This window comes from Flavobacterium sp. (genome assembly GCF_046153165.1).
Lineage (GTDB): Bacteria > Bacteroidota > Bacteroidia > Flavobacteriales > Flavobacteriaceae > Flavobacterium.
In genome coordinates this window covers 45,396-62,728 of record NZ_JBJXEN010000078.1, presented here as the reverse complement: position 1 = coordinate 62,728, position 17,333 = coordinate 45,396, and the positions used below count along the sequence as shown (strand labels likewise).

Sequence of the window (17,333 nt, the reverse complement as noted above, 5' to 3'; positions counted from 1 at the left end):
TTTCTAGCCGCTTCTACCGCTATTTCTAGCAAATTACCTTCGCCAGTTTGTGCACAAAGTGTTAATTTTTTGAGTGAATCTTGAACTTTTTCAGTATCACGAGTTGCTTTTATTCTGTCTAATTGTTAGAGTTGTTGCTTGCGAACCATCTGATTGTCTACATCGAGAATATGCAACGGATCTTCTTTTTCTAATCGGTATTTGTTTACCCCAACAATAATATCTTGACTAGAATCGATACGAGCTTGTTTTCTGGCTGCAGCTTCTTCTATACGCAATTTAGGAATTCCAGCTTCGATAGCTTTTGTCATGCCGCCTAATTCTTCGACTTCTTCGATGAGTGCCCAAGCTTTGTCAGCTATTTCTTTGGTTAAACTTTCTACATAAAAACTTCCAGCCCAAGGATCGACAGTTTTAGTAATTTTTGTTTCTTCTTGAAGATATATTTGTGTATTTCTAGCGATTCGTGCCGAAAAATCTGTTGGTAAAGCGATGGCTTCATCAAGTGCATTGGTGTGTAACGATTGTGTTCCGCCAAAGGCTGCCGCCATAGCTTCTACAGTGGTTCTCGCCACATTATTAAATGGATCTTGCTCAGTCAAACTCCAACCTGATGTTTGGCAATGTGTTCTTAAAGCTAGTGATTTATCGTCTTTTGGTTCAAATTGTTTGACTAGTTTTGCCCAAATCATTCGTCCTGCTCGCATTTTGGCAATTTCCATAAAATGGTTCATTCCAATGGCCCAGAAAAAAGATAGGCGAGGAGCGAACTCATCGATTTTCATTCCTGTGGCTAGTCCAGTTCTAATGTATTCTAAACCATCAGCAAGTGTGTAAGCCAGCTCAATATCGGCAGTAGCTCCCGCTTCTTGCATGTGATAACCTGAAATAGAGATAGAGTTGAATTTTGGCATTTTTTTGCTCGTAAATTCAAAAATATCGGCAATGATTTTCATAGAAGGCGTTGGCGGATAGATATAGGTATTTCGCACCATAAATTCCTTTAGAATGTCATTTTGAATTGTTCCCGAAAGTAATTCTGGTTTTACACCTTGTTCTTCGGCAGCCACAATATAAAAGGCCATTATTGGTAAAACAGCACCATTCATCGTCATAGAAACCGACATCTCGTCGAGTGGAATCTGATCGAATAATACTTTCATATCTTCGACTGAATCTATGGCAACACCTGCTTTTCCTACATCTCCCACAACGCGTTCATGGTCGGAATCGTAACCTCGGTGTGTTGGTAAATCGAACGCAATAGAAAGTCCTTTTTGTCCTGCTGCTAGATTTCGACGGTAAAAAGCGTTACTTTCTTCGGCTGTCGAAAATCCTGCATATTGGCGAATAGTCCAAGGTCGGCGAACGTACATTGTAGCGTAAGGGCCGCGTAAATTTGGCGCAAAGCCAGCTCCAAAATCAAGATGTTTGAGATTCTCGATATCTTGTTCAGAATAATCGGATTTTACTTCGATTCCTTCGGCAGTTAGATAGCTTTTACCTTTTGCTTCCTGATTGTTGTCTGTTGCCTTTTCTAAGGTAATATGTTGTATGTCTTTTCTCATTATTGCTCTACAATTTTGAACATATAATTACGATAAATTAATGATTTGTTTTTATTATTTAGAAGCGAACCTGTAATTATACTGGCTGTTCCTCCTGCAAATAGTGCAAATGCGGATCCATCGCTAAAAGCTGCAGCTACTCCAGAACCAGCTAATAAACTGGCTCCTGCTCCTAGAAAAATATTTTTAGCTGTTCTTCCTCCTTTTGGAAAATATTTGATACTACTTATATTTTCTGTTTTTGTTTCGATACCGTTTACAGAAATAGTTTGAAGGTCATTTATGGTTAGAAATCCTACCATCTTTTTACGATCGGAAGTGGTGAGTTTTACTCGTTGTCCGTCTTCAAAATAAACTGATTTTCCTGTAACTTTATTTGTTGCTTCTAATTTTTTTACCTGTGAAAAGGTATTTAGAGATATAAATAATACTAAGAATGATAAAATGGTTTTCATAATTTGTGTTTTATGGTTATTTTTCGGTTTCTAGTCTTTCTTGTTCCATTTTTTCAGCCAATCGTTTTTCGATAATTGGTGTGATTAATGTTTTTCTTGGTTTTATTTTCACAAAAGGGAACAACTCTAAATCATGACCCATTTTGTCGTTTTTGTTTGGATACTTGTTTGTTCCTAAAAGTACTTCTTTGCCAGAATCGAATAAATCTTGTTCTTTTTGGGCACTTTCTTGTATTTTTTTCTGAATATTTCCTTCTTTCAGTTGTTTTAAGAATCCGCCATTTGCTTCAATTTCTTTGAATAAAAGTAAGGCTTTTTCGGCCAATTGTGCGGTTAGATTTTCTATATAATACGTTCCGTCAGCAGGATTGTTTACAATATCAAAATAGCTTTCTTTCTTTAAGATTAACAATTGATTTCTTGAAATTCTATCGCCAAATTCATTGTCTTTATGATAAATAGCATCATAAGCCAAATTTGCAACGGCATTTGCACCGCCCAGAATAGCACTCATGCATTCGGTCGTGGTACGTAACATATTTGTGTTATAATCGTATAATGTTTTGTTACGTTTTGTAGGTGTTGCAATGATATGACAATCGAAATTATGATTATACTCTTTAGCTAATGTGTTAAAAAGTAGTCGTAAAGCTCTTAGTTTTGCTATTTCGAAGAAATAATTTGTTCCCACTGAAACTTCGATAGTAATAGGCTGGTCTATATTTTGAATGTGATTAAAATATTCGTTTGTATGTACTAATGTGTATGCTAATTGTTGTACCATATTTGCGCCTGCATTTTGATATGATGTAGCATTTATGTTTATTAATGATACATTTTTGCATTCTTTTGATATGGTATTTAATGTTTCGAAATTGTCTTTTGTTTCGCTTTCAAACCAGTTTCCATCGGAAGCCAATTGGTGAATTGGATCGACCAAGCAATGAATAATTGCATTTTTAGAAAGTGCAATTTCATTTACTTTTTTGATAAAATTTGCCGATAAGAATTTTAAGTTTAGATAAACAGGAATTTTATCAATTGCTATTTCCGAAAGTAGTTTAGTGATATCTAAATCTTCATTTTCAATGGTGAAACGTACACTTTCGGCTCCACGAGAGATTGCATCATTTGCTTTACGAATGGATTTTTCGACATCGAAAACAAAAATATTTTGAACTATTTTTGCTTTTGAAGCTTCGGTAACAATATTTGTTGTTTTGTAATCTTCGTCTTTGTGATAAAATGGTTTTACCTTAATTCCTTCTGGACTTTCCCAAACTAAGGTTTCGTTATAATCGGCACCTTTTAGTTCAAATTGAATTTGTTGTTTCCATTGTTTTGAAGAAAGGGAATCGAAATCGTTGAATAAATTGGTTTCCAAAATGTTTTTGATTTATGGTTTATATAAGGATGATATTTATCTAATATTTTTCTCTAAAGTCTCTCCTTCAAATTCGATGATGTATATGTCTTCACTATCTTTTTTCATATAGTATTTTTCGCGAGCATATTTTTCTATTTGAGCTGGATTTTTTAGCTTTTTTATTTGGTCTTTGTCTTTTTTTATTTCTTCTTGGTAATAAGTTTTATTATCTTCAAGTTCGTCTATCTCTTTGTTTAGTACACGATGATCTAGGTAAGAATAGTTGTCTAAAAATAATATCCAAGTTACAAAAAACACGGATACAATAACATACTTGTTAAGTAGGATTTTGTATGGAATTTTGTTTTTGAATGGATTGTTCATTTTTACTTGTTTTTAGCCCTGATGGAAGCGGTATCCTTTTTCTTGCTTCTTTAGCAAGGAAAAGATTTAGCGGACAGCAGGAATAGCTCCTAAAAATACTAATTATTTATGAAATACGTTGATTTATTACTGCTCTTACCACATCGATAGCAACGGTGTTGTACTTGTCATTTGGGATTATAATATCTGCAAATGCTTTTGTTGGCTCGATAAATTGCTGGTGCATTGGTTTTAGGGTAGTTTGGTATCGGTTTAAAACCTCTTCCATATCACGACCACGTTCTGCAATGTCACGTTTGAGACGGCGGATTAGTCGTTCGTCTGAATCGGCATGAACAAATATTTTGATATCGAATAATTCGCGTAATTCAGGATTTGTTAGGATTAAAATTCCTTCTACAATCATTACTTTTCTTGGATGTGTAGAAATAGTATCGTCTGTCCTGTTGTGTTTTACAAAGGAATATACAGGTTGGTCTATGATTTTTCCTGCTTTTAAATCTTTGAGATGTGCCACTAAAAGTTCGAAATCGATAGCTCTTGGGTGATCAAAATTTATTTGCGAACGTTCTTCGTAGCTTAAATTTTGGGTTTCTTTATAATAAGAATCTTGAGAAATAATCCCTACTTCGGTATCTGGTAACTCGTTCATGATTTGATGAACTACGGTTGTTTTTCCTGAACCTGTTCCGCCTGCAATTCCTATAATGAGCATAAATGTATTGTTTTGTTGGACAAAAATAGCAATTTATCTTTTTATAATTAAGATTTGTTATTCATATCTTTTGCTAAACTTGTTGCAAAATAGGCAATGGCAATTCCTCCTATCGAAATGCAAAGCCACATAAACCAAGATTCCTGCCATAAAGTTTTATTTACTGTAGTTTTAGGATTATTTTTAATTTGTTTTGTTTCAATAATTTGAGCTTCTGGTAAATTTGTAGAAATACTGTTTTTAAAGTTTTCTAAATCATATTGAGGCGTGTTTAAATCTTTATTTCCTGTTGTAATGGTATAATTCTCGTTGGCTTTTAAATCGGTAATTATATAAATTGGAATTTGAAAAAATTGTATATCTGAAAGAGTTAGAGGTTGATTGTCTTGATTTTCTATTTCTATAATAAGCTCTTTTTCGAAAATTTTCGAAATATCAAATGTATTGTTTGCTTCAGAATTTAATTCGAAACTAGCCAGTTGTTCTTGATAGTTTTCAAATTTATGTTTTACTTTTCGAGTTGCTTTTTTGTAAACAGATACATTTCGTTTGTAAAGTTTTGGATTAGAAATAGTAAATGAAATCTGACTTATAATTTGAGGATTGTCAAAATTAATTTGGATTTGTGTCTTTTTCCCCAGTTTAAGTTCTTTTATGGATTTTGATTTATAAGGAACATTAAGTAATGTCTCTTTTGAAATTTTACTGTTAAAAAAACCAACATTTAAAATATTTATTGGAAGTGTTTTTTTATCATTGAAATCGATTTTTAAATACTTGTAAAAGCAAGTTGGAATAGAAACTGTCGAAAATCCAGATGGAGATTCTTCAGGATAAATAGTTGACAAAGAAGTATTGTTTACTAATCCGAACCATTTTTGGTTATCCATACTTCCGCTAATACTATAGGGTTTTGTAATGTTCGAGTTAGCCATTTCTAGTATTACTTCATTGATTGTCGATTTTGGATTTTCGAAAATTAGAACTGTATTTTTGTTTGGTACAACTGTTTTAGAAATAATTTTATAAGGAAAAAATTTAGTATTACTAGATTGATTGCTTCTTGCCTCAAAATAATAGGGAACTTCATTTTTCTTGCTGTCAAAAATTCTAAAATCGCTTAAATCATCATTCGATAAAGAACGAATTTCTGTTGGTAAAACTAGTTTATGAAAACCGTCTTTTCCGTCAGATTCTATTTTTGCTGTTGTAATATTATTTTGTGCAAACGATAAATTGGCAATAAATAACAGGATAAAAAACTTATTCATTCTCATCAATTTTGTTGATTTCTTTAGATTCTTCGGACTTTACATCATCAATAACCAAAACTTTTATTTTTTGATATACAAATGATATGACTAAAATTAAAACGCCTAATAATATGAATGCAATGATTTTTCCAGTTTCGGAAACATTGCTAATATCGTACACAAATAATTTTAGAACAGTTAATCCAAGTAACGATAATGCAATGATTCGTATGGTTTTGTTTTGTTTTTTTATTCCAACAATTAAGAAAATAAAGGCTAAAAATCCCCATAAAATTGGGAAACTAGCTTTCCAGATTTTAGTTCTTGCATCCGAAATATAATCATCCGAAATCAGAAAACGTAAATATTCAGTATCGGCTTTGTAATCTGCATATAGAGTACTACTTTTTAAATCTTGTAGTGTAACTGGTGAATTCATGATTACTAATCCGTGAAGCATTATTTCGCTACTAGCTAAAAATATAATAAAGAAGGCTGAAATCCAGATAAAGATGTTTTTATTAAAGAATTCAGAAAGAACTTTATCTTTTTCCATTTTGTATAATTGGTATCCAAAATAAATAATGATTGCCAGCGAAACATAATGCAGATAAAAAGCAATTCTTTGATGAATTCCGCTGCTAATGTATTGTTCGTGTTCGGCAAAAGCATAATTTGAAAACCAAAATGTAAATAAGAAAATATTTGCAACGGCTATAATTGTGGCAAAATTGTAAGCAAATTCGTTTTTATTTTTTAGTACAATATAAGACAATGTAGCAAGAAATAATAAGTGATAAACTATTGGAAATGCAACAGCTGAATCAGAATTTTGGATATAATCATGAGCTTGATAACTAACTTCGATAATTCCTACAAAATAACTAAGAATAATTCCTATTAAGAAAGTAAGTTTCTTGTAATTTTCTGGGTTAAAAGTAATCCCGAATTGTTTATAGTTTTCGCTTTCATTTCTTAATAAATAATAAACAGCAAATAAGGATGCAATGGAAAACAATCCTGTTATAAAAATTGGATTAATTATAATATTCAGAACGCTATTGCCTCCATAAATTTTTTCCCAATCCATGATCAAACTAATAAGCATCAAGAAATGAACAATTATCGAAGCAAAACGATAGCTAGTTATTTCGGATTTTTGTGCTAACCAAATGAGTAAAACGGCTTCTGTAGCCCAAAATAAAGTGATGTAATGTCCGTTAAATTGGATAGGAATTGCAAGTGTTACAAATGTTAATGTAAGACCAATCAACAAATAAACAGCTGTTTTGTCTAGTCCGAATTTTTTGTACAAAAACCAAGCGTAAGTTAAGTTTAAAAGCGCAATAAATGTTGTGAATAAACCTTTTAGCTCAGGATGATAATTAGATAAAATTACCATCCCAGCAGCATAAAATAAGAAAGTATTTACTGCTAAAAGGGATAGTTGTATTTTGGTAAAAACACCTTTTGTTTTTATATTGTTAATGATGTTTATTAGAATAAATATAAAATAGAAGGCAAATCCAAATAGTAAACCACCAAGATAATGAGGTTTAGGTTCGTTTATTTCTGCCGATAACCAACCGCCATAAAGTAGTACTGTAAAAATGAATGCCAATGTATTTACTAAACTCCATTTTTTGTAATAAGCCAATGCTAATATTCCGATATTAAGAATAATAATATAACTAAATAATACAATATAGTTTCCAGAACCAGTGCTAATCATAAATGGAACGGCAAAACCACCAATTAAGGAAAGTACAGCGAGTTCTATTCTATCATAGGAATACGAAATAAACACACTAAATCCAGTAATAGCTACCATAATTATAAAAGCAACTGTTTGACTAAATAAATGATATTCGTGAAAAGCTATTCCTATAGTAAAATAAAATATTGCAATAGCTCCAGCTACAAAAACCGAACTAAATGCTGCATATTGTTGTCTTAATTTATGAGCTATTCCCATAACCAAAGCACCACTAAGAATACCAATACCAACACGAGCAGGTTCATTTATCCAATTTTTGTCAATAGCATATTTTACAAAATAACTAATTCCCAGAACAAGTATTAGGATTCCTAATTTGCTAATTAGATTCTCACCAATAAATTTTTCTAAATCAGGATTTTTTTCTTTAAAATTTTCCCAAAATGATTTTTTGGGAGGAGCAGGAATATAGGGTTTCTGTATAGGTTTTGATTGTTCTTCTTTTGGGACATTCTTGCTCTCCAATGGAGTGAAAACTATTTCTTTATGTACTTCAGAAATATTTTCTTCTATAACTGGAACAACTACTGGTTGTTTAGTTTCTTCAAAAGTTGTGATAGGTTTTTCCTTCTCGGATATAGGTAAAGGTATAGATTGTACTATTTTACTTTGTGTTTTTAGTTGATCCACAAGTTTATTTAGCTCTTTAAATCTGTCGTCTATTTTGTCAAATCTTGATTTTATAGTATTAGAAATATAAAATAAAAAAAGGAGAGCAAGAATAAGTAAAAATATTTCCATAGTACAATTATAAAACATTAATATTTGTAAATATAATAACATTTATGACTTGTAATTATGTAAGTTAAAATAACTTTTTTAATTTTTTAAACAAAAAAAAGTCTTTTCAAACAAATGAAAAGACTTTAGTCGGAGTGGCAGGATTCGAACCTGCGGCCTTCACGCCGTGGCGTGACGCTATTACTGTTCGTTATTTAAGTCATCTAGGAATCGTTTAGCATCTCTTTTTTTGATTTTCTTTTCTAATAACATTGCTTCAGAACGAGTTTGTAATTGGAAATGATGAATTAATTTCCAAGGAGTGCCTGATTTTGTTGCAATCTCATATCCGGAATTATGCCTGTGAATCCTATCTTCAAGATTGTTAGATTGCCTAATATAATACCTATTATTAGATTCGCTAAAAAGTATATAAACAAAAAACATAAATAGAATAAATTAAAAAAGTCTTTTCAAACAAATGAAAAGACTTTAGTCGGGGTGGCAGGATTCGAACCTGCGGCCTCCTGCTCCCAAAGCAGGCGCGATAACCGGGCTACGCTACACCCCGTGTAAGCGTGTGCAAATATAAGGTTTAATTTTAGTTTTCAAAATAAAATCTAGAAATAATATTTTTTATTTTTTATATAATTGATATAGATCAAATTTTGATTTAATATTTTATAAATTTCATACATTAAAACTATTATCTTTGAAATTAAAAAATATAATGCAATTCAAGAAGTTATTCTTTATTTTAATAACACTATTTTCATTATCTATGAAAGCAAATTTTATTTTGCTTCCCATGGATGAAACCTCGCAAAAAAATCATCTAAAAGCTTACGGAATAACTTATTGGGCTCTAGACAAACAATATAAAGCCAGTTGGTTATTAAACTATCGTGGTGGTTCTTTTCTTTTGCCAGATGTTTTAGAAATTAGAAAAGAATGTCAAATACGAGGCGTAAGTTTCGAAGTGCTTTCGGATGCAGAAACAAACAATATATTGGCAGATATTTCTTCTCCATCACAAAATATGGAAACTGTTGTCTTAGAAAAAGCGCCTAAAGTTGCTGTATATTCTCCGAAAGGAAAACAGCCTTGGGACGATGCAGTAACTATGGTTTTAACTTATGCCGAAATTCCATTTACTACAATTTATGATGAAGAAGTTTTAAGTGATCAGCTTATTTTGTATGATTGGTTGCATTTGCACCACGAAGATTTTACAGGCCAGTATGGTAAGTTTTTTGGTGCTTATAGAACCGCACCTTGGTATATTCAGCAGAAACAAGATGCCGAAGCTTTGGCGAAAAAGTTAGGTTATAATAAGGTTTCGGAAGAAAAATTGGCTGTTGCCAAAAAAATTAGAGATTTTGTGATTGGTGGTGGATTTATGTTTGCGATGTGTTCTGCTACCGATAGTTTCGATATTGCATTAGCAGCAGAAGGTCTCGATATTTGTGAGCCTATGTTTGATGGTGATGAAAGTGAAGCCAATTATCAATCTAAAATTGATTATTCGAAAACATTTGCGTTCAAAGATTTTATCTTAGATAGAAAACCAGAGCATTATGAGTTTTCGGATATTGATATGACCGAAAAAAGAAAAATTCCGTTCGAAAAAGATTATTTTACACTCATGGAATTCTCTGCAAAATGGGATGTAATTCCAACCATGTTATGTCAGAATCATACATCATTAGTCAAAGGATTTATGGGACAAACAACATCTTTTGATAGACAACTAATAAAAACGAACGTTTTAGTTTTGGGAGAAAATCAACTTAATGAAGAAGCACGTTATATTCATGGTCAGAAAGGAAAAGGTTTTTTTACTTTTTATGGAGGTCATGATCCGGAGGATTTTCAGCATAGAGTAGGTGATGAACCCACAGTTCTAGATTTGCATCCCAATTCACCAGGCTTTCGATTGATTTTAAATAATATATTGTTTCCAGCAGCAAGAAAGAAAAAACAGAAAACATAATATTTGAAGCATAATATTTATTTTTACTTTCTGCATTTGTCCCGCTTTCGTTTCAATTCAAGCAAAAAAAGCGTGGGATTTTCTCTATAATCGGGGCTAAATTTAAGCTTTTGAATTTCTTTAAAAATTTTTAAAAAAAATCACTAAAATCACTATGAGTTACGAACAGATTCTAAAAGAAATATACCAAGAAACAAAATCACTTCTAACCATTGGAAATGTTTCCATGTCTATACCTGAACTAGCAAAAATAGAGGCAAGTAAATTTGGAATTCATCTTACAACTATTAACCATCAAGATTTTGGAATAGGAGATAGTAACGAAAAATTTTCGATACAATCAGTTTCAAAAGCTTTGACAGTTGCGTTAGCATTTTCGTTTCTTGATGAAAAAGTTTGGAAGCGAGTAGGAGTTGAGCCATCAGGAAGTGCCTTCAATTCTTTGGTTCAGTTAGAATACGAAAAAGGTATTCCTAGAAATCCGTTTATAAATGCTGGAGCTCTAGTTATTGCTGATATGTTAGTTTCTAGTTTAGAGAATCCAAAAGAAGATTTTTTAAAATTTATTCGTAAAATCTCTGGATGTGAAACTATTAATTATAATCTAAAAGTAGCCAAATCTGAAAAAGAAACTGGTTTTAGAAATGCGGCTTTAGCTAATTTTCTCAAATCTTTCGGTAATATAGATAATGATGTTGATGCCGTTCTTGATTTTTATTTTCATCAATGTTCACTAGAAATGACTTGTAAAGAACTTGCACATTCATTTTTCTTTTTTGCTAATGAAGGCATATCCATTTCAGGAGAACAAATTTTAACCAAAAGTCAAGTAAAACGGTTAAATGCTTTAATGCAAACGTGTGGTTTTTATGATGAATCAGGTGAGTTTACCTATAAAGTGGGATTGCCTGGGAAAAGTGGAATTGGTGGCGGAATTGCAGCTTTATTTCCTAAAAATTTTGTAGTTGCCACTTGGTCGCCACGACTCAACGAAAAAGGAAATTCTGAGCTCGGAATGAGTGCTTTAGAATTGTTGACTACAAAAACTGGGATGTCGATTTTTTAAGAAACAAAAAAAACAATCAATTTATGATTGGTTTTTTTGTTTCTAGCCCTGATTGAAGTGAAAATCCTTTTTATTTTTCCTTTAAAAATAAAAAGATTGTAACGAAAAGCAGGAAATAGCTCCTAATATTATTTATTATTTTCAATTACATAATCCAAAACTTTCTTCATTAAATGAACTCTATCTTTACCTTGAACATTGTGTTTGTGCATTGGGTAAGGGAAGAAATCGACTTGCTTTTCCGCTTCTATAAATTTCTTAACAAGAGCAAAGTTTTGTTGCATTACAACAGTATCATCATTTGTTCCGTGTATTAGAAGCAATTTTCCTTTCAGATTTTTTACATAATTTAAAGTACTTGCTTCGTCAAACCCTTTTTGATTTTCTGCTGGTGTGTCCATATAACGCTCACCGTACATTACTTCATAATATTTCCAATCGGTTACTGGTCCGCCTGCAACACCAACTTTAAAAGTATCTGGTTTACGAAGCATTAATGAAGTTGTCATGAATCCACCAAAACTCCAACCGTGTACTGCTAGTCTATTTCCATCTACATAAGGCAATGATTTCAAGTAATCGACACCTTTTATTTGGTCATCCATTTCGTTTACACCCAATCTTCCGTGAATAACACTTTCGAAAGCAACACCACGGTTATCAGAACCACGATTGTCTACTGTAAATACTAAATAACCTTGTTCTGCCATCCAGTACATCCACAAATTTGCACCATCTAAATAAGAATTGGTAATCATTTGTGCATGTGGTCCGCCATAAACATACACTAAAACTGGATGTTTTTTTGAGGGATCAAAATTGCTTGGTTTGATTAAACGGGTGAATAAATCGGTAGTTCCATCAGCAGATTTTATGGTTTTAATTTCGGCTGTGCCCATCACATATCCGTCATATTTATTTTTACTTTCTAATAAAGTGGTTGATTTCAGCTTTTTGTCATATAATAATGATTTGCTTGGCGTTGTGTGGTTCGAATATTCATCGAAAAAGTAGCTTCCATCAAAATCCGGAATGCAATTATGTACTCCTAAATCTTTGGTGATTAAAGTTTGTTTTCCTTTTAAATCTACTTTATAAGCTAACATATTGGTTCCGTTTTCTCCAGTAGCTTTAAAATAAATTTCACTTCCAGCATTATTTGAACTAATAATTTCTCTAACTGGGAATTTATTGGCTGTTAGTTGTTTGATTAATTTTCCTTCAATCGAATAATAGTATAAATTATTGAATCCATCTTTTTCTGAAATCCAAACAAAATTATTCGATTTAGTATTTGGGAAAAATGCAGCATGTTCTGGTTCTACCCATTTATCACTTTTTTCGTTTAAAATGGTACGTACAAAAGCGCCAGAATTAGCATCGTAAACATTCAAATTCATATCGTTTTGACCACGATTTACTTCGGCAATCAAAATATATTTTTCGTCTGGAGACCACGAAAGGTTGGTTACATAATCTTCAGGATTGCCTTTTGGCGAAATGAAAACTGTTTTGCTCGTTGCTACATTATAAATTCCTACTCTTGGCTTTTCTGATTTTTGACCAATCATTGGGTATTTGATGTTTTCTAATTTACCTGGCGTTTCGGTAATATCTAGCAATGGATAATCCGCAACATTGGTTTCATCTTTTTGGTAAAAAGCTAAATAAGTCGATTTTGGAGACCAGAAAATCCCTCCAGAAATTCCGAATTCACTTCTAGAAATAGTTTGACCAGAAACTATATTTTTGTCAGAATTATTGGTAATCGTAATTTTTTCTTTGTTTTTGTTAAAGAAAAATAAGTTGTTATTTTCTGTAAAAGCTAAATTTTCATTTGCATTATCAAAAGTCTGATTTTCGGCAGATGCTGGTGTTTCTTGAATAGTTTTACCCGATTTAGTTGACACTTCGTAAATGTAAAATTTTGTACCATTTGAAATAGTTAATGTATTTTCATTTTTCCATTTGTAACTAGAAAAAGAATTCATTTTTGAATCTAATGATTTATTTAAATCATCAAGATTAAGTATAAGAGATGAGTTGTTATTGACGGCACTTGCAAGCATCAATTTGGTTCCATTTTCTACATAATAGGTATATTTATTAGTATTAGGTATCCATTGAAATCCAGCTAATCTGTCCGCTCTAAAAAGTCTGTTTTGTTGTAAAACGGATTCTTCGAGTGTGATTTTTTTGTTTTGTGCTGTCGCGAAAACAGTAATAAAGATGCTTAGTAAAAGCAATATTCTTTTGTTCATGATGATTTTTTTTGATTGCGTAAATGTATAAAAAAAGGATAGTGTTTTTAGATTTTATGAATCTCTTAACATTGTTCTTTTATTCATTAAAATTAATTATTTCTCACTTTTTCAAAAGTAGTATCATAATCATCACGAATAGTTCCTAAAAGTCTATCCCAAATAAGTGTGTACAAACCATAATTTCCAAAAAATGATTTGTGATGCTGATTATGTGCTGTGCCGGTATTAATCCATTTTCCTATCCATGTTTTATTAAACCCTTTAGGATATAATTCATAACCTAAATGACCATAAACATTGTAAATGATTTGAAAAAGCATAAATATGAAAAAAGCGGAACGATGTACTGTAATTGTAAATGCAATTAAAGGTGCAATTCCTGCTTCTATGATGGCTTCCAATGGATGGAAAGCATAAGCTGTCCAAGGAGAAGGATTAGTAGATTTGTGATGTATTAAATGTACTTTTCTATATAAAAAGGGATGATGCATAGCTCGATGCGACCAGTAAAAATAAGTGTCGTGTAAAAAATACATCCAAAAAAAACTTAAAGCATATAAATAATTATTTTTAATATCACCATAGTTGATATTGTTGTAAGGCTTTAATAGTGTAAAACTAATATAAGCAATTGTTGCAAAAATGATCATTGAGATTACTGAATAAAGGATATCTCGGTAATAATTTTTGGTGTTTGGAAATTTTTTTTGAATTTTTATTTTCTGAAAAATTCGTGGAAATAAAATATAAAAAACTAAGAAAGCTGTCCCAGCAAGTATAAAATACCTGCTAGAAACAGTTCTGATAGAATGAATCCAAGGTTCTAAATCGAATTCCATTTTTTATGTTTAATTAAACAATTCCTTCTTCATTTTCTTTGTCCAAATATTCTTGAACAATCTCAATTGCATTAGTTACCACATCGCTCAAAGCAGTAATAAAACTTCCATCTTCGGCATTGTCTATGGCATGTTTGATAGCTTCTATTTCTTTAGGAATGATTTCGTGTGTTACTTCTCTGCCTGATTCGGCAATACCTTCTAAAATTAAATTGATAATTTCTTCTTCGGTTCTACCACGTAAATATTTTTCTTGACGAATGATGATATGATCAAACATTCGACCAGCAATTAATCCACATTCTTTAATGTCTTCATCACGACGATCACCAACTCCTGCAATAATTCCTATTTTTTTGGTGGCATCTATGCTTTCCAGATAACCTTCAATACCACGATAACCTGCAGGATTATGAGCAAAATCTATTAAAACTTTAAATTTTTTGAACTCAAAAATATTCATTCTTCCTGGAGTTTGTGCCACACTTGGAATAAATGTTTGTAATGACAAACTAATATCTTCAGTTTTAAAACCATATAAATAACTTGCTAAAGTAGCTGCTAGAACATTTGCAATCATGAATTTAGCTTTTCCGCCAAGAGTAAGTGGAACGTGAGTAGCTCTTTCTACACGTATTTTCCACTCTCCTTTTTTGATGGTAATGTAGCCATTCTCATAAACGGCAACGGTTTTTCCTTCTTTACACAGTTTTTTAATAAGTTCATTGTCTTCACTCAAACTGAAATAAGCGACATTACAACTTAGTTCGTTAGCGATTTTTATGCAATAATCATCCTCAGCATTTAAAATTGCCCAGCCATCTTTTTTTACACTTCTTACTACGGTTGCTTTTACTCTGGCTAAATCGTCTAATGTGTGAATATCGCTTAATCCTAAATGATCTTCTTGAATGTTTGTTACAATGGCAATATCGCAGCGGCTGAAACCAAGTCCTGAACGAAGTATTCCGCCACGAGCTGTTTCTAAAACTGCAAATTCGACTGTTGGATCTTTAAGAATATATTCGGCAGAAACAGGACCTGTTGTATCTCCTTTTTCCATCATGTGGTTTTGTACATAAATCCCATCCGATGTGGTGAATCCAACTTTATAACCATTGTTTTTTACAATATGTGCTAAAAGTCTTGTTGTAGTTGTTTTTCCATTTGTTCCAGTAACTGCGATAATCGGAATACGACTTGGTTTTCCTGGTGGATACAACATATCGATTACAGGAGCAGCCACATTTCTAGGCAAACCTTCTGACGGTGCTAAGTGCATACGAAAACCTGGTGCAGCATTCACTTCGAGGATACAACCGCCATTTTCTTTAAGTGGTTGTGTAAGGTTTTCTGCCATAATATCGACACCACAAATATCAAGACCGATTACTCTAGAAATTCGTTCGCAAAGGAAAATGTTTTCTGGATGCATCATGTCGGTGACATCTACAGAAGTTCCTCCGGTGCTGAGGTTTGCTGTCGATTTTAAATAAACAATTTCATCTTTTCTTGGAATTGTATCTACAGTATATTTTAGTTTTTCTAATAAATCTTCAGTGTCACGGTCAATTAAAATTTCTGTCAGTACATTTTCGTGTCCGTAACCACGACGAGGATCTTTATTAGTTTCTTCGATAAGTTTTGCAATAGAATCTTTTCCATTTCCAACAACATGTGCAGGAACTCTTTTTGCTGCAGCTACTAATTTGTTGTCTATAATAAGGACACGAAAATCGAATCCTGTAATAAATTTTTCTACAATTACTCTATTACTATATTTTTTTGCATAAGCTAAACCTTCTATAGCGTCTTCCCAATTGGTTACATTTATAGAGGCACCTTTTCCGTGATTTCCGTCTAATGGTTTTAATACAATTGGATAACCAATTTTTTTGATAACACTAGTTAAATCCTCTTCATCAACACAAATTCCTCCGCCGGCAACTGGAATAGAAGCGGCATCGAGCATTTTTTTGGTTTGTTCTTTATTGCAAGCAATATCTACAGCAATGCTACTAGTTTTGCAGGTAATTGTGGCTTGAAAACGCATTTGGTTTACTCCGTAACCCAATTGTACTAAGGAATTTGTTCCTAAACGAATCCAAGGAATATCTCGGTTTACGGCTTCCTCAACAATGCTTCCTGTACTTGGTCCGAGGCGAACTTTATCACGAATGACACGCATTTGCTGAATATCTCCTTCTAAATCATATTCTGTTCCAGCAATTAATGCTTCGGCAATATTTACCGCACTTTCGGCAGCAAATATTCCTACATTTTCTTCGGTGTAACTAAAAACGACATTATATATTCCTGGAGTTTTGGTTTCGCGAGTACGACCAAAACCTGTTTCCATTCCGGCAAGTGTTTGTATTTCGAGGGCAATATGTTCGATAACATGACCCATCCAAGTACCGCGTTCTATGCGAGAGAAAAAACCGCCACGACAACCTTCAGAACAACGATGTTCGATCATGGTGGGAAACATGGCTTCTATTCGTTCGCGAAAACCGTCTATTTTATTGGTAGGAAACTGTTCCATTTCCTCTAAATCCAAACGCATTTGGATTAATTTTTTACGTTGAACACTCCAAATGTTTGGTCCACGAAGCGCTTGAATTTTATCAATTTTCATTTTTGGTTAATTTTTTTTGTAATGTATTTGTTAAAAATAGGAAATATTTGTTTTATAGATACTTTTTTTTTGATAGAAATATTAAAAATAGTTATTTTTTTTTGGTTTTCAGTTTTTTAGAGATTTTGATAGTAATTGGTTTTATGAATTTTAGCCCTGATGGAAGTGAAAATCCTGTTTATTGCAAATTTTTAAAGAAAATTTGTAATAAACAGATTGCAACAAACAGCAGGGTAAATGTTGATAAAAACTGTAAAGTTTTGCTTCAAAAAAAAGGAAATACATTTGCATTATT

Annotated in this window: 12 protein-coding genes, 1 tRNA gene and 1 pseudogene; 2 read left to right on the top strand and 12 right to left on the bottom strand. The window is 32.2% G+C overall.

The window, feature by feature from the left end; translation table 11 throughout:
• The 9 genes and pseudogenes from scpA to ACKVOV_RS09315 all read right to left on the bottom strand — a co-directional run.
• Positions 1-1,571: pseudogene (scpA, locus tag ACKVOV_RS09355) on the bottom strand (methylmalonyl-CoA mutase); the annotation flags it as partial.
• Positions 1,568-2,023 (bottom strand): hypothetical protein, encoded by a 456-nt coding sequence (locus tag ACKVOV_RS09350; RefSeq protein ID WP_409206494.1) that lies wholly within the window; start codon positions 2,021-2,023, stop codon positions 1,568-1,570. The pseudogene scpA and the gene ACKVOV_RS09350, both read right to left, overlap by 4 nt.
• Positions 2,024-2,039: 16 nt before the next feature.
• Entirely contained in the window at positions 2,040-3,407 is a 1,368-nt protein-coding gene (locus tag ACKVOV_RS09345) for a methylmalonyl-CoA mutase subunit beta (protein ID WP_409206493.1), read from the bottom strand.
• A gap of 36 nt (positions 3,408-3,443) precedes the next feature.
• On the bottom strand, positions 3,444-3,773 hold the full coding sequence (locus ACKVOV_RS09340) for an FtsB family cell division protein (protein WP_409206492.1): 330 nt from the start codon (positions 3,771-3,773) through the stop codon (positions 3,444-3,446).
• Positions 3,774-3,879: 106 nt separating this feature from the next.
• Complete coding sequence (gene udk / locus ACKVOV_RS09335) at positions 3,880-4,488, bottom strand: uridine kinase (RefSeq protein ID WP_409206491.1); 609 nt, start codon at positions 4,486-4,488, stop codon at positions 3,880-3,882.
• Positions 4,489-4,535: 47 nt separating this feature from the next.
• Positions 4,536-5,759 carry a hypothetical protein gene (locus ACKVOV_RS09330; protein ID WP_409206490.1) on the bottom strand — a complete coding sequence of 408 codons (1,224 nt, stop codon included), beginning with the start codon at positions 5,757-5,759 and terminating at the stop codon, positions 4,536-4,538.
• The gene (locus tag ACKVOV_RS09325; protein ID WP_409206489.1) at positions 5,752-8,259 is read right to left on the bottom strand and encodes a DUF2339 domain-containing protein; all 2,508 of its coding nucleotides are present in this window, start codon (positions 8,257-8,259) and stop codon (positions 5,752-5,754) included. The genes ACKVOV_RS09330 and ACKVOV_RS09325 overlap by 8 nt, the downstream gene beginning before the upstream one ends.
• Before the next feature lie 180 nt (positions 8,260-8,439).
• Positions 8,440-8,685, bottom strand: coding sequence for a GIY-YIG nuclease family protein (locus ACKVOV_RS09320; RefSeq protein WP_409206488.1), 246 nt, complete (start codon positions 8,683-8,685; stop codon positions 8,440-8,442).
• A gap of 49 nt (positions 8,686-8,734) precedes the next feature.
• Positions 8,735-8,809, bottom strand: a tRNA-Pro gene (locus tag ACKVOV_RS09315).
• 159 nt (positions 8,810-8,968) lie between these two features.
• Between ACKVOV_RS09315 and ACKVOV_RS09310 the strand changes: the two genes are divergently transcribed.
• Both ACKVOV_RS09310 and ACKVOV_RS09305 read left to right on the top strand, forming a co-directional pair.
• Entirely contained in the window at positions 8,969-10,231 is a 1,263-nt protein-coding gene (locus ACKVOV_RS09310) for an asparagine synthetase B (protein WP_409206487.1), read from the top strand.
• 154 nt (positions 10,232-10,385) lie between these two features.
• Positions 10,386-11,297 (top strand): glutaminase, encoded by a 912-nt coding sequence (locus tag ACKVOV_RS09305; RefSeq protein ID WP_409206486.1) that lies wholly within the window; start codon positions 10,386-10,388, stop codon positions 11,295-11,297.
• 128 nt (positions 11,298-11,425) lie between these two features.
• On the opposite strand, the gene ACKVOV_RS09300 is transcribed toward ACKVOV_RS09305, so the two are convergent.
• From ACKVOV_RS09300 to cphA, 3 genes are all read right to left on the bottom strand, one after another.
• Positions 11,426-13,558 (bottom strand): DPP IV N-terminal domain-containing protein, encoded by a 2,133-nt coding sequence (locus ACKVOV_RS09300; protein ID WP_409206485.1) that lies wholly within the window; start codon positions 13,556-13,558, stop codon positions 11,426-11,428.
• Positions 13,559-13,650: 92 nt separating this feature from the next.
• Positions 13,651-14,400 (bottom strand): sterol desaturase family protein, encoded by a 750-nt coding sequence (locus ACKVOV_RS09295; protein ID WP_409206484.1) that lies wholly within the window; start codon positions 14,398-14,400, stop codon positions 13,651-13,653.
• Between the two features lie 13 nt (positions 14,401-14,413).
• On the bottom strand, positions 14,414-17,038 hold the full coding sequence (cphA, locus tag ACKVOV_RS09290) for a cyanophycin synthetase (protein WP_409206483.1): 2,625 nt from the start codon (positions 17,036-17,038) through the stop codon (positions 14,414-14,416).
• Between the last annotated feature and the right edge of the window lie 295 nt (positions 17,039-17,333).

Coding starts and splice junctions, on each gene's coding strand:
- ACKVOV_RS09350 (WP_409206494.1), bottom strand. CDS start 2,023: ATGAAAACCATTTTATCATTCTTAGTATTATTTATATCTCTAAATACC.
- ACKVOV_RS09340 (WP_409206492.1), bottom strand. CDS start 3,773: ATGAACAATCCATTCAAAAACAAAATTCCATACAAAATCCTACTTAAC.
- udk (WP_409206491.1), bottom strand. CDS start 4,488: ATGCTCATTATAGGAATTGCAGGCGGAACAGGTTCAGGAAAAACAACC.
- ACKVOV_RS09330 (WP_409206490.1), bottom strand. CDS start 5,759: ATGAATAAGTTTTTTATCCTGTTATTTATTGCCAATTTATCGTTTGCA.
- ACKVOV_RS09325 (WP_409206489.1), bottom strand. CDS start 8,259: ATGGAAATATTTTTACTTATTCTTGCTCTCCTTTTTTTATTTTATATT.
- ACKVOV_RS09320 (WP_409206488.1), bottom strand. CDS start 8,685: ATGTTTTTTGTTTATATACTTTTTAGCGAATCTAATAATAGGTATTAT.
- ACKVOV_RS09310 (WP_409206487.1), top strand. CDS start 8,969: ATGCAATTCAAGAAGTTATTCTTTATTTTAATAACACTATTTTCATTA.
- ACKVOV_RS09305 (WP_409206486.1), top strand. CDS start 10,386: ATGAGTTACGAACAGATTCTAAAAGAAATATACCAAGAAACAAAATCA.
- ACKVOV_RS09300 (WP_409206485.1), bottom strand. CDS start 13,558: ATGAACAAAAGAATATTGCTTTTACTAAGCATCTTTATTACTGTTTTC.
- ACKVOV_RS09295 (WP_409206484.1), bottom strand. CDS start 14,400: ATGGAATTCGATTTAGAACCTTGGATTCATTCTATCAGAACTGTTTCT.
- cphA (WP_409206483.1), bottom strand. CDS start 17,038: ATGAAAATTGATAAAATTCAAGCGCTTCGTGGACCAAACATTTGGAGT.